General features: G+C 30.1%; 13 protein-coding genes and 1 pseudogene. 2 read left to right on the top strand and 12 right to left on the bottom strand.

Annotated elements, in window-relative coordinates; translation table 11 throughout:
- Positions 1-817: 817 nt before the first annotated feature.
- The gene (locus tag MHZ36_RS14095; RefSeq protein ID WP_239232300.1) at positions 818-1339 is read left to right on the top strand and encodes a DUF308 domain-containing protein; all 522 of its coding nucleotides are present in this window, start codon (positions 818-820) and stop codon (positions 1337-1339) included.
- Between the two features lie 434 nt (positions 1340-1773).
- On the opposite strand, the gene MHZ36_RS14090 is transcribed toward MHZ36_RS14095, so the two are convergent.
- From MHZ36_RS14090 to MHZ36_RS14045, 10 genes are all read right to left on the bottom strand, one after another.
- Positions 1774-3033, bottom strand: a complete 1260-nt coding sequence (locus tag MHZ36_RS14090; RefSeq protein WP_239232299.1) for an aminoacyltransferase — start codon at positions 3031-3033, stop codon at positions 1774-1776.
- A 30-nt stretch (positions 3034-3063) separates the two neighbouring features.
- Entirely contained in the window at positions 3064-4326 is a 1263-nt protein-coding gene (locus MHZ36_RS14085) for an aminoacyltransferase (protein ID WP_239232298.1), read from the bottom strand.
- Between the two features lie 292 nt (positions 4327-4618).
- Positions 4619-5278 carry a type 1 glutamine amidotransferase domain-containing protein gene (locus MHZ36_RS14080; protein ID WP_239232297.1) on the bottom strand — a complete coding sequence of 220 codons (660 nt, stop codon included), beginning with the start codon at positions 5276-5278 and terminating at the stop codon, positions 4619-4621.
- Between the two features lie 135 nt (positions 5279-5413).
- Positions 5414-6142, bottom strand: a complete 729-nt coding sequence (gene trpA, locus MHZ36_RS14075; protein WP_239232296.1) for a tryptophan synthase subunit alpha — start codon at positions 6140-6142, stop codon at positions 5414-5416.
- Entirely contained in the window at positions 6135-7349 is a 1215-nt protein-coding gene (gene trpB / locus MHZ36_RS14070; protein WP_239232295.1) for a tryptophan synthase subunit beta, read from the bottom strand. The genes trpA and trpB overlap by 8 nt, the downstream gene beginning before the upstream one ends.
- A gap of 4 nt (positions 7350-7353) precedes the next feature.
- Positions 7354-7980, bottom strand: coding sequence for a phosphoribosylanthranilate isomerase (locus MHZ36_RS14065; protein ID WP_239232294.1), 627 nt, complete (start codon positions 7978-7980; stop codon positions 7354-7356).
- Positions 7980-8762 carry an indole-3-glycerol phosphate synthase TrpC gene (gene trpC, locus MHZ36_RS14060; RefSeq protein WP_239232293.1) on the bottom strand — a complete coding sequence of 261 codons (783 nt, stop codon included), beginning with the start codon at positions 8760-8762 and terminating at the stop codon, positions 7980-7982. The genes MHZ36_RS14065 and trpC overlap by 1 nt, the downstream gene beginning before the upstream one ends.
- Positions 8746-9762 carry an anthranilate phosphoribosyltransferase gene (gene trpD, locus MHZ36_RS14055; protein WP_239232292.1) on the bottom strand — a complete coding sequence of 339 codons (1017 nt, stop codon included), beginning with the start codon at positions 9760-9762 and terminating at the stop codon, positions 8746-8748. The genes trpC and trpD overlap by 17 nt, the downstream gene beginning before the upstream one ends.
- Positions 9731-10327: an anthranilate synthase component II gene (locus tag MHZ36_RS14050; protein WP_239232291.1), complete on the bottom strand. Its 597-nt coding sequence runs from the start codon at positions 10325-10327 to the stop codon at positions 9731-9733. Before MHZ36_RS14050 ends, trpD begins: the two co-directional genes overlap by 32 nt.
- Positions 10324-11730: an anthranilate synthase component I gene (locus tag MHZ36_RS14045; RefSeq protein WP_239232290.1), complete on the bottom strand. Its 1407-nt coding sequence runs from the start codon at positions 11728-11730 to the stop codon at positions 10324-10326. The genes MHZ36_RS14050 and MHZ36_RS14045 overlap by 4 nt, the downstream gene beginning before the upstream one ends.
- 735 nt (positions 11731-12465) lie before the next feature.
- Here MHZ36_RS14045 and MHZ36_RS14040 point away from each other — a divergent pair.
- Complete coding sequence (locus MHZ36_RS14040) at positions 12466-13290, top strand: dihydrodipicolinate synthase family protein (RefSeq protein ID WP_239232289.1); 825 nt, start codon at positions 12466-12468, stop codon at positions 13288-13290.
- 406 nt (positions 13291-13696) lie between these two features.
- Here the strand turns inward: MHZ36_RS14040 and elxI1 are convergent, their stop codons facing one another.
- Both elxI1 and MHZ36_RS14030 read right to left on the bottom strand, forming a co-directional pair.
- Positions 13697-13933 (bottom strand): epilancin biosynthesis-related protein ElxI1, encoded by a 237-nt coding sequence (gene elxI1 / locus MHZ36_RS14035; protein ID WP_239232288.1) that lies wholly within the window; start codon positions 13931-13933, stop codon positions 13697-13699.
- A 48-nt stretch (positions 13934-13981) separates the two neighbouring features.
- Positions 13982-14206, bottom strand: a pseudogene (locus MHZ36_RS14030) (hypothetical protein); the annotation flags it as partial.

Raw genomic sequence — 14206 nt, 5'->3', positions numbered from 1 at the left:
GCTATAAGTTATATAATTAAAGCGCTACAGAAAATGGATTACAAATGAATAATTAAATTCACATGCTGTAGTAACTAATATAGCTAAATACAAAATTAGGAACCGAGACGATATATTATGATAAAACCTAAATAAGTATTCTAAAGTTTATTACATTAATAATAATGTAATAGGGTTCAAGAATCTTATCCCTTTTATATGAATATCAATAACTTCCTATAATATATATTATGTAAACTAAAATGTGATGAAAATTTCAACTTACTTGATATCGTTATTTAGTGTGTTAAATTATTGTTTTCTATATGGTTATCTAAATCCAGCTAATATAACATGTATTTAGATAATAATTAGCATTACATTCGTTAATATTCTAATTAAACTAATTTTATATACAGATCTATAGTCAATAACTATTGTGATATTTGCACTTTAACTATTAACTTTCTATTACTAATAGTACTTTAATTCATTATGGTACGATCATTGGCCAACGATTGGCCAATCCACATAACATCATTTAACCATATATGGATATCTGTACACAAAATAATATCTCGATGCTCAAAAATCACAATCTCAGCGTCATTCAAGTCACATATTTATCTGTTATAGTCATGATATAATATTAATCTATAGACACTTGAACTTTTTCTTACTAGGTTTGCAATCCTTAATCATCATGCTTTTGATTTACATTTTCACTTAATTAGTTTACATAATATATTTATAGTTTCTTAATTCTTACAAGTTGCATTTCTTCTTTTAATGTTTATACTTTGTGTTTGTAGATATTTAGAACTTTAGGAGTGATTTTATGTCGCGGGACAATCGAATTAAGTGGCCAAGTTTAATTATTGGAGTAATTTTCCTAATTATTGCAGTATTTATTTTGAGTTTTCCTCAAGAAAATCTCTTTGTAATTACTTGGTTAATCGGTTTATTATTCATTATAAATGGCTTTATAGAGCTGTTGATTAGCTTTAATTCAAGAAGGAAAAATAGTAATAGTAGCATATTTATAATACTAATTGGCATCTTAAATATCATTATAGGGTTTATAATTATGCTTAATATCGTAACAAGTACTACATTTATCGTTTATTTATTTGCAATTTGGTTTATTATACACGCCATTCTTGCCATTTTTACTATTACACAACTAGAGCGATCTAGTCATTTACTTCACACGATTTCTATCCTAATTAATGTATTAGAAATTATTTTTGGTATATTGTTATTATTTAATCCTTTAATTGCTGCTATTCTTATTTCTATTGCTATTAGCTTTGTTTTTGTAATTATTGGTATCGCCAATATTATTAATGCTTTAAATTAAAATATACTAATAATAGCGTACTATAAAGCGCCATTAAGCCAGGTTAAGACAATGAATGTGTCTTAACCTGGCTTATTATTTGCATTGTATTAATAAATAATATGAGAGAAATTTTGTTAATACAATGATGGTAATGCCCAATCAATTTTAAAACGATAGATTTTTATTTCACAAATTAAATTTCTCTACCGTATTATAAAAATTTATTTTACTATAAAAATATTATAATGTAATGATATTGCAATATAATATTGCTGTTGATATACTAAAAATGTGGAAAACATCAAGTAACTACAACTAAGATTATTCCACACAATTTAGTATACTTGTTATATTAGATTGCCATCCTAATATAACTAAATTTTTCATTTCTATATGAAAAAAGCAACCTGAATTTTGTCTTACATAATCAGGTTGCTTTTTTATGTGTTTAATTATTTTCTCACTTTTTTTCTTATGTTGTTCAAGGTATTAAACAACCAATATTTTGTCTTTTTAATTGGTTTATAGAAATCTCCGATCAATTCTTCAATTTGAACATTAAACCCTCGTTTAAATCTATAAACACCATAATCTTCACTATTCTCAGTAAAATCTCCTGATAATCCATAAAAATTATAACGTGCGTAACCATGTTCGAAGCAATAATTCATCATAAACCAATGCATCATATAAGGTCCCATATATTGATTGTATTTAGTCGATGATCCACCAGAAAAATAGTTTACTTCATAAGCATTGGCAAAGTACACACCCGCAGCCAAGTTTAAAATAGAACCATCTGTTTGTCTCAATTCACTAGCTTGTAACAGTTCTTTTTTATCATGTTCTATTTGCTTATCAAGCTCTGCAATTTTCTTTAACTGTTTATCATTTTTATTTTCTTTTTGCATCATTTGATCTCTTCGTGATTCTTTATCATTGATACCTTCTTGCGTGCTATTAATATATTCATCTAAGTCAATATATGCTAAAGGTACTAATGCTTTATCTCCGTAATTATCAATAAAATTATAGAAATATTCATCTGTCTTTGAAACAAAACCTGTACGTTCTTCAGTCTCTCTATACAAATCTAAGAAAACACCAAATTCTTCACGAGGTAGCATTCTCACCTTAACACCGAAGTTAATAGCTTTATTGATATTACGTTTTCTTTGGCTATCAAATTGTTTTTTCAAACTTGCAGGCGTTTCATTTTCAAGGTTTAAAACACCCATCCATCGAACCTGACTAGAAGTGTCATATTTAGTAGTGAAACCGTGATGTGTATAACCATGTGATTTAAATAGATTTACAAGTGCATCATTTTCGCTATAATCTGGCAATGGATTAATATCTTTATCATAAATATTGTAAATCCAATACGGATCCATTTTCACATATAAACAATTGTTTTGTTGTAAATATGTATCTAATTCACGTAAATAGAAATCTACTAAACCTAAATCATTATAATCCATAACTGGACCGCGATTTGAATAATAAACATAGCTACCCATCGTGGGAATTTTAGAGAAAAGACTAGCAGCAATAACTTGATTATCGTCATCTTTTAAGCCTAATAAAACAACTTGAAATCCATCTTCTTCTCTCGTCGCAATATTTTCTTTCACTTGAAAGTAATGACTTTCTAATGCTGGATTCTGTACAAAATTGTCATATTCTTTGACCGTTAACTCTGTAAATTTCATTCTAGCTTAGTTCCCTTCTATAATTTATGTTTACTTCTTTTTATCTTTTAGTTTCTTTAATATTGTATAAATTTTGTATGCTGGTTTATTAATTGGTTTAATAAAATCACCTACATATTCAATTACATCTGCGTTAAAGCCTTTTTTGAATTTAACAACACCTGCATCCTCAGCATCTTCTGTGAAATGCCCACTAATACCATAGAAATTATATCGGTCTATATTATTATCTAAAGCATAATTTATCATAGTCCACTGAACTGCATAGCTTCCAGCAAAATGTCTAAATTCATTGGATGTTCCACCTGCATAATAGACAACTTCATATGGATTTACGATGAAAAATGCTGCTGAAATTGGCAATTCATTTCCATGCTTTTCTTGTAATTCTTTCGCTTCATCAATTTTTTGCTGATTAGCAATAAGTTGCTTTTCTAAATTATCTCGTTTATTGTAAGCTTTTTTATTTTCTGGACGTTTTTCAATGTCTTTAAGTGCTTTATTAACATCCTTGCTTAGTATTTCTCTTTCTGATGTCAATTCTGCTATATATTCATCAAAGTCCATGTATGCTAATGGAACTAGCACTCTGTTTTTATAATATTTCAAACGGTTATAATAAAAGCTATCATCTCGATCTTCAAATGCTTTTGTTTCTGAAGTATCTTCCATAAATGATCTGAAAATCGGTAATTCATCTTCTTCAAGAAATCTTACCTTCACACCATTTTTTTGAACTTTTTTAGTATTACGCTTACGTAAACCGTCCATATCATTTAAAACATCTTTATCAGTCTTATCTTTTAAATTTAAAACTGAGTGAAATCTAATTTGTACAATAGGATCAAAGCCAGTTAGGAAACCTTGATGTTTAAATCCTAAGTGTTTCATTTTATCAAATATCCAATCATGTCCAGCATTTTCCAATACTTCCCCATCATGATTTCGATACTGATAAGGTAAATAAGGGTCTACTCTAAGGTAAAGTGCTCGATGTTTCTTTACATATTTAGATAATTCATTAAAGAAATAATGTACAAGTTCTTTATTTTCAAAATCAATAACTGGTCCTCTGTTGGTATAAAAATATTTGAAATATTTCATTACAGGCACAGCAGTTAATAAACAAGCTGCAATAACTTCATTTTCATTATTTTTTATACCTACTAGATGTGTTTCTGTACCTTCTGCAATTTTCAATTCATAGTTACCAACCATTTGAGTGAAATGGCTATATGGCATACTATCTGTGAATGTCCCGAATTCTTTTGCAGTCAAATTAGTAAATTTCATTTTATATACTCCTAAATGTCTATAATTCTATTTCTAATAATATATTCTTCAATCCTTATTATTATACAATATTCATTTCTAAAACTAAATCAATACCTATATTCTATGATGCTGATTTAACGCATATTATAACGTTTTCTTGAAAACAATTATAAATTCACACTTTATTTTGAGTTTGTATTCAATAATAATTCATTCCTAATCACTAGAAAGTATAAAAACTGGAAAACATATAGTTCTCCAGTTTAATATTGCTTAATTTTTTTAATCAAGCCTTTAATTATATTTTAATTTATTTTAAGGCATCACGCAAAGTTTTACCTATTTCAACACTAGATTGTGGATTTTGACCAGTGATAAATTGACCATCTGTTTCCACATGTTCAGTGAAATTATCTTTAACAACAAATTTTGCACCTTGATTTTCAAGTTCTGTTTGTGTCAAGAATGGTACTTTATCATCTAAGCCCATGGCACGTTCTTCTTCATCTGTAAATGCTGTTAAAGTGACATCTTTAACTAAGAAATTGCCCTCATTATCTTTTGCGCCTACAAATGCACTTGGGCCATGACAAACAGAGGAAATAAATTTACCATCTGATTTAAAATCAGCTAAAATTGATGCTAATTTTTGATTATGTGCGTAATCAAACACCGTACCATGTCCACCTGGAAGATAAACTGCATCGTATTCTGAAACATTTACTGTTTCAATACCAGCTACATCCTTAATTTCTTTTACAAAATTATCGTATTGATCAAGTTCATTATTTTGTGTTGAATTAGGATCTAATGGCACTTCGCCACCTTCGATAGATACAATATCAACATCAATATTTGCTTCAGTTAGAATATTATATGGCTCACTAGCTTCTTCCAACCATAATCCAGTTGGTGTACCATCATCATATTGATCTCTACTTGTTAATATAAATAAGACTTTTTTACTCAAAATAAGTCACCTCTTCAATAAAATATACGTAAAATTTCAAGAAATTTTATCTTTAACAAATTATTTCCTTTACTTATTTACCCTTACTAATTCAATAGTATTCATCTTATATAACATTTTCTGTTGTTTAAGCTTTTAACTATCTAATGCAGTTCTTATAGTAGCAAGGTATGAACTTGTTGTTGTGCGATTATCCTCTGCAAAGCGTCTAACAATTTCACTACCAATAACAACGCCATCTGAGGCCTCTATGATATCTTTAACGTGATTTGGTGTTCTTATACCAAATCCAGCAACTACAGGTACATTTGCTATAGATTTAATCTGTTTAATTCTAGATTTTAATTCTGGGTGAAATTTACCATTTTCACCAGTTGTTGCATTCATTGTAACCGTATAAATAAATCCTTCTGCTTTTTGTGCAATTTGTTGAATGCGTTCTTCAGACGTAGTCATAGCTATTAACGAGATGATTTTCAATTTTCTTTCAGGATGACGTGACTTTAATTGCTCTAGTAACTCAAATGGAAGGTCTGGAATAATCAGTCCATAGACACCAGCATCTTCACATGCCGCAAAAAATGCATCTTCACCATAAAAATTAATAATATTATAATAAGTCATTAATACAAAATCACTTTTTATTTGATTTTTATGGGCTTTTAATTCATCTAAAATGAATTGAACATTAACACCTTCTGCTATTGCTTTACTACCAGCTTCCATAATAACAGGGCCATCGGCAACTGGGTCTGAAAACGGGACACCAATTTCAATGATATCTGCACCTGAGTTACTTAGCGTTTTTACATTTTCTATAAAACCTTTATTACCCATGATATATGGTATAAAAAGTTTATGCATTATGGTCACCATCCTCTTGCATATAATTTCTTATTGTTTCCATATCTTTATCACCACGTCCAGATACGGTTACAACAAGAATATCATCTTCATTCATTTTTGGAGCTAATGTTTCTACATAACTTAATGCATGTGCACTTTCAATGGCAGGTATAATACCTTCTGCTTTAGTAAATCTTACCAATGCATCCATAGCTTGTTTATCGCTAGCAGTTTCGTATGTCACTCGACCTATATCATGATAATAAGAATGTTCAGGTCCTACACCAGGATAATCTAATCCTGCTGAAATTGAATGTGCTAATTGTATTTGACCATTATCATCTTGGATTAAATACATTTTTGTACCATGTAACACGCCTTGTCTACCTTTATTTATTGCAAGTGCATGTTTTTCACTATCAATTCCTTCACCTGCTGCTTCTACACCATATAGTTTAACATCATCGTGTATAAACGGATAGAATGTACCTATTGCATTCGAGCCACCACCAACACAAGCTACGACTGCATCAGGTAAACGCCCTTCCTTTTCAAGAATTTGCGTTTTAATTTCTGAACCTATAACGCTTTGAAAATCTCTGACCATAGTTGGGAATGGATCTGGACCTAATGCTGAGCCTAATAAGTAATGCGTATCTTCGACATGACTAACCCAGTACTGCAATGCTTTATTTACTGCATCTGATAGCGTTCCTTGCCCCTCAGTAACTGGTTCTACTTTAGCACCTAACAATTCCATTCGAAATACATTGAGCGACTGACGTTTAATATCTTCTTCACCCATAAAAACGACGAGTTCCATATCAAATAATGCTGCGACAGTTGCACTTGCAACCCCATGTTGCCCAGCACCTGTTTCTGCTACAAGTTTATTTTTACCCATACGTTTCGCTAATAATGCCTGACCTAAAGCGTTGTTAATCTTATGTGCACCTGTATGATTTAAATCCTCTCGTTTCAGATAGATTTTTGCACCGCCTAATTGTTCTGTATACGACGCAGCATATGTTAATGGGGTACTACGCCCCACGTAATCCTTTAAGTAACCATCTAATTCTTTTTGGAAAGCTGGATCCTTTTGCGCTTCTTTATAAGCTGCTTTTAATTCTTGAATTGCAGGCATCAATGTTTCCGGTACATATTGACCGCCATATGCTCCAAAAAATCCAAATTCATCTGCTTCTGTCTGTATTTTTTTTACCACTATATTATTCCCCTTTCACAAATTCTATTATCTCATTCATCTTATTACTATCTTTATTGCCATTCGTCTCGATACCACTAGCGATATCATAACCAATATGACTCAATTGTAGTCGCTCTAATTTTTTTATGTTCTCTAAATTCATGCCACCAGCAATTAAATAATTAATATCTTTCAATGTTTCCAATATTGTCCAATCATATACTTTTCCAGTACCACCATAATCTGTAGATGGTGTGTCAATTATAAATAAGTCAATTGCCTGCTTATAATATTGTATAGCTTGTTGCAGTGTTTCTACATCATTGGCAGGTAAAGCTTTAATTATTTTTAACTTTGGTGCTAACTGTTTGATATAATTTATAGTTTCTAATGATTCATCACCATGTAATTGAATTGCTGTAATGCCAGTGCGCGTTATCAAATCATACAGGGTAGCTATTTCAGGATTTACTACGATAACCACTTTTTCTTTTGTGTCTGGAATTAGTTCTGTAAATTGTTGAATTGTAGCTACATCTACAAAGCGTTTACTTCTTGGATAATGTATAAAGCCAAGTGCATCAACATTTAAAAATTTTGCTTTTTCAATATCTTCTAATGTCTTAAATCCACAAAACTTCAATTTCATTACACATACACCTTATCTAATTTTAAACTTGGTAGAAATTCACTTAAATTATCACTTTTCATCAGTGATTCACCAATAAGTAAACCGTCAATCCCTGAATCTATAACATTTTCAACATCTTGTTTGTCATGTATACCACTCTCTGAAATATAATAATATCCTGGTTTTTTGTCTTTTAATATTTCATTTGTATGCAGTACATCTGTTACGAAGCGTTTTAAATCTCTATTATTTACACCGATAATTTTAGGATCTAGCTTGTAAGCACGTGCTAATTCATGTCTATCATGTACTTCAATTAATGCTTCTAGACCTAATGATGTAGCATAATCATATAAATCACGTAATTCTTTATCTGTAAGGACATTAACAATTAATAAAATGATTGAAGCACCCGCCTGTTTTGCTAAGTCAATCTGAATTCGATCAACAACAAAATCTTTACATAGTACTGGTAAGTTGGTCTCAACTGTTAACTCTTGTAATCTTTCATAGCTGCCAGCAAAATAACGTTCATCGGTTAATACCGATACTGCATTTGCGCCATAATATTCATAGTCTTTAACTTGCTGTACTAAATCTTTTTCGGGCAATTTATCAAGCGATGGACTTTTTGATTTTATTTCAGCTATAACTGCCAAATCATTAGATTGTGCTAATTGTGCTTCTAATGTAGTTTTATGAGATACATCAATTTTTGGTAGGGATTCTAATTTTTCTTCGTAATAGCCTACCTTTATTAAATCTTTTTTATATTCTACGATTTCATCCAATATAGTCATACGTTTTTCCTCCCATTTGATTGTACTGTTCTAATGCTTTACCCTCATTAATTAAAAATTGTGCTTTTTCAACACCATCTTTAATATTTTCAGCTTTTTCAGCAACATATAATGCAATTCCTGCATTCAACACAACAACATCTCTTTTGGCAGATTGATCAGTACCATTTAGTATGTTTTTAGTAATTTCAAAGTTATCTTTCGGGTTGCCACCAACTAATTCGTCATTATCAGCAAACTTCAGTCCTACATCTGATGCATTTAAAGTGTAATTGATGACTTTTCCTGATTCAGTAACTTCATATATAATATTATCACCAGATAGTGTTGCTTCATCCATACCATTAGCACCATGAACTACAATCGCTTTTTTACGTCCTAAATCTGCTAATGTATGTGCGATTTTATCTAATTTTGATGTTTCATAAACTCCCATCACTTGATAATCTAAGTTAAATGGATTAATGATTGGCCCAGTAATATTAAAAATTGTAGGTGTATTCAGTTGCTTTCTGATTGGCTGAATATTTTTCATTATTGGATAAGTTTCCGTTGCACTTAAAAAGACTAACCCTTTTGTCTTTAATTCTATTGGTGTGTCAGCTACTGTTCTTGTTGCTATATTCATCTCATTGAGTAAATCTGTACTACCGGAAGCAGAAGTTACGCTTTTATTCCCATGTTTGATTACTGGGACACCTGCACTTGCAACTACAAATGAAACAGTTGTAGATATATTGAAGCTATTTGACTTATCTCCACCTGTACCACACACGCACATACTATTTGGATATACCGGTTGCTCCTCATACATAGAATGAATTAAGCTTTTAGAAATGTATGTTAATTCTTCTTGTGTAATCTCTTTTTCTGAAAAGGTTTCTAACAACTTCACTTTTTCTGTTTCCGTTAATGTTGTATTAATGAGATTTGATATAAATTCGTTCATATCTTCTTGATTTAGTGATTTATATTGATTTAGCTTTGTTTGTAATTGCATTATCTTTTGCCTCCTTCACTATATTGATGAAATTCTTGATAATGTTTTCACCATATTCAGTTGCAAATGATTCTGGGTGGTACTGAATCCCAAAATGCAAAACATCACAATGTTCAAATGATTGAATGCAATCTTCAGTTTCAGCAGTTATTTTTAAAGTTTCAGGAAATGTTTCAGGATTACTTATTAATGAATGATATCTCATTATTTCAGAATATTCTGGAATATTTTTATATAAGCGTGTTTCACTTTTTATTCTCATCTGATCAGTTTTTCCATGTTTAATACGATCAGCCTGTATAACATCTCCGCCATAATATGTTGTTAGTGCTTGTGAACCTAAACAAACACCTAAAATTGGCTTTTCTTTATAATGTTCAATGATAGACATTAGATCATCTGTATCAAGTGGATGTCCTGGACCAGGTGAAATTAATACACCATCTACGTCTAAATCAAAGATTTCATTATCATCTGGATATTTAACAATGACCTGTTCTTGCTTAGCAACCATATCGACCAAATTATAAGTAAATGAATCGTAATTATCGACTATAAGAATCATGGTGATACCTCCAATAAACTTTTAGCTTTTAATTTTGTTTCTTCATATTCTTTTTCAGGAATGGAATCATAAACAACACCGCAACCAGCTTGAACATTGACATGTGTTTCATCGATCATCATCGTTCGAATAGCTAATGCAAAATCTAAATCGTGATTACAATTGATATATCCTATACCACCGCTATAAATACCACGTTTATTAGGTTGTGCTTCATAAATACGTTGAATTGCTCTCAATTTTGGTGCACCTGAAACCGTACCAGTTGGTAATAGACTTGCAACGACTGACATAGGCGAATAGTTGTTATTTAATTTACCTGTCACTTCACTTACGATGTGTATTACATGTTCATATCGCTCAATTGCCATCAATTTTTCTATTTTTGAAGTACCTGTAGCACTTATTCTATGAATGTCATTTCGACCTAAATCTACAAGCATACTATGTTCACTTAATTCTTTTTCATCATTTTTGAGTGTTGTTTCATTTTCTCTATCTTCAGCTTCTGTACTTCCACGTTTAATCGTTCCAGCAATCGGATTTGTAACTACTGTATCTCCCTTCACCTTCACGAAACTCTCTGGTGAACTCCCTACAACTATTGGATCGTCAATATTAAGATAATACATATATGGGCTTGGATTTTGACGTTTTAAATTTTGATATAATTGATATGATAATTGTTGTAAATGCACACCAAATTGATGCTGATAGCTATAAATGATTGAAGGGACAACTTGGAACATATCACCTTTTTGTATTAATGCCTTCATATCACTTACCGTTTGCTCAAATTCTTTCTGTGTCATATTAGCTTGAATTTTTTTGTTCGCTATCGTATGTGTTTTATACTCAGGAAACAGTTCGATACGTTTCAATTCGGCAACTCTATCTTTAACACGTTGCTTTAATTCTATTTCTGTTTGATTAGAAAATAAATCTGTGGCAATAACAAACAATTGTTCTTTATAGTGATCAAATACATAAACATCTTCAACCATATGGAATTTAGCATCATGTTGAGGATGATCTGCCAATTTGATTTTCTTTAAAATCGGAAATTCATGTCTGACTAAATCAAAACTGCATGAACCCACAAATCCTGAAATAAAAGGTAAATCCGCTAATGTTTCATCGTCAATTTCAGCTTTATATTGATCTACCAAATCTTTCAAAGCTTGATATGGAGATTCATCAATTATTTCATGTTTATTTTCTGTTGAAATCTCTAATGTTTCATCATCTAAAGTTACAGATCCATACGTATCAAAAATCACGATAGAATAACGGCCCTTTAATTGTGATTGATCAGAACTTTCTAGAACAATTTTTTTATCTCTTAATCTCGCCAAAGCTTCCGGTGTTACTTCAGCGTTTATTTTTTCATAATATAATTTCATTTATTTTACCTCCTAATAAAAAACAGCATCCTTAACTCAATCAAAGTTAAGGACGCTGTCGCGCGGTACCACCTAAATTAGTAGAATAAAGTCTCTACTCTCTCTAAATAATTAAATTTTTAATCCAACAAAACCCAACTTCAGTTTATGTGAGTGTTAGTTTCCATCAACCACTAACTTTCTGTAACTACTTCTACATAACCTACTACATCTTGTTTTCAATTTTTCTGAATATAAAAAGACACCACTATAACGCATTCTGTAAGGACGCGTTACCGTGGTGCCACCTTAGTTAACAATTTCATTTGTTCACTTTAAAATTTATTTTATTATACATCTAAAAGCCCATTTCACTATATATGTCGTGCTAATTTCCATCAACCATTAGCTTTCTGTATGCTACGTTTCATATATGTTACTAATACTTTCAAATAGCAACCTTAGTTGCAAAAAGTAATTAACTAAAATAATACGAGCATCTTAGTTATTTGTCAACACAAAATATAAATTCGTCTGAAATTATATTCAAAACATCATGATAATTTCGAATATAAGGCTTATTTCAGAATTATTCTTTTGTTATTTTTCAATTATTAATAGACCTTATTTTATTAATTTAATTCAACTACAATTTTATTACTATTTTTAATCTTTCATTTATGATATATTCAAAATAACAAAATTGTTGCATTTGCAACAAAATATGTTTTGGATTATTTTGAAAGGAAGTTTTTTATGATAACAGAACCAATGCACGTTGCTATACCTACGGCTTTTTATGATAATGAGGAATTAAATACAACTCGTACGATTGAATTTATAAAGTATCTTTATAAAAATGGTATAGAATCCGTACTAGTATGTGGAACAACTGGTGAACAACACAGTCTATCATTAGATGAAAAAATAGAATTAGTTAATGCGTTAAATGAAGATGATATTGTCAATCATATGGAAATTATATTTGGAGTTTCCTCAATTCGGCAAAAAGAGGCTGAAAAAATTGCAGAAGCTATAAATCAGACTAATATTTCTGGAATTATGCTAGGTTTCCCACCGTATATCAAGCCTTCGCAAAATGAAGCAATCAATTATGCAAAAGCAATCATAGCAATAGCCGATAAGGAAACTATTCTATATAATAATCCTAGTCGCACAGGGTTCGATCTATCAACAGAGGCAACCATAGAACTAAGTTCTATTATTAATGTAATTGGCATTAAAGATGCCGGTGATAATACGAAATTGACAACTTTAAAAAAGAACATAAAAAAACCATTCTTCTATTATGCAGGTGGTGAGCTAGGTTTTAAAGAAAAAGTTGATATAGGATATAATAGATTATCTTCAATAGTTGGTAATATTTATCCAGTAGAAATTACTAATTGGTTTAAAAGGATACTAAATAAGAATGATATAGCAATGAATGAATTGGAGATTATAGAAAAGCAAATTACTGAATCATTTAAGGGTAATGTAATATTCAATATTAAAAAAGCACACAATCAAAAAAGTTTTCATTTAGGACCTTGTAGAACACCTATCGGACATTACAATTAATTTTGTATTTCATACCTATTCTATTAACTGTATACAAAAGTAGCGAACAAGATAGACTAACTTAATGAATGTAATTACTAAAACCAGGAAATTAAAATAAGTATAAAAAGCAACGAGTTATTTTTTCTCTTCGTTGCTTTTTATACTTATTTGAAATAATTGAAACATAAATATTACTAATTAAGCCAATAGCGCCACAAAACAAAGAAAGAATAATTGTTGAATGACCTACGTAAAATATAATTAAATAGCTAATATTCCTACAATAAAACTAATTATCCATTGATCCTTTTTCGTGTAATCATCATTTTTCTTTTAAATAATCAATTTATGCTATTTAGTTGCTAGTTTCTTTAAGTATTATACTATGGCCTAATAATATAAGTTTAGTTTATCAATTTAAACTTTATAACATTTGTTTGTCATGTTTTTCTTTTTGTTTATCTTTAATCATTTCGGATGGTACTGAAAAAATGAACATCAATAAAAATAAGATAATTGCCATATGTGGAATATCTTCTAGAAAATACCATCTTAAATTCCAATCAAACATCATATTTGCTGACATAACAGCATATTTTAAAAATAGCAAAGCTACACAGATAAACGCCAAACCATCTAATACTTTTGTTATTATCTTCAATTTTTTATTCATTCTAACCAATTTATTTTTTGCTACTTAAAACAATAATTACTCATTATCTTCATCGAACACCAAAATAAAATATGCTATTAAACCAATAGGTACACCTATTATTGGTGTAATGAATATACATACTAAAGTTATAAATAAACTTGATAGTAAACTTTGAATAATTTTACTATCAAGTTTATTTCGATTCCTTCTGCCTAGATAACGGATAATAATTAGTTTAGAAATATACTTAATCAAAATATATTTCATAAAATTACTATG

The sequence above is a fragment of the Staphylococcus sp. ACRSN genome (assembly GCF_022346615.1).
In the GTDB taxonomy this organism is placed as follows: Bacteria; Bacillota; Bacilli; order Staphylococcales; family Staphylococcaceae; genus Staphylococcus.
This window is presented reverse-complemented; position numbering and strand designations above follow the sequence as displayed.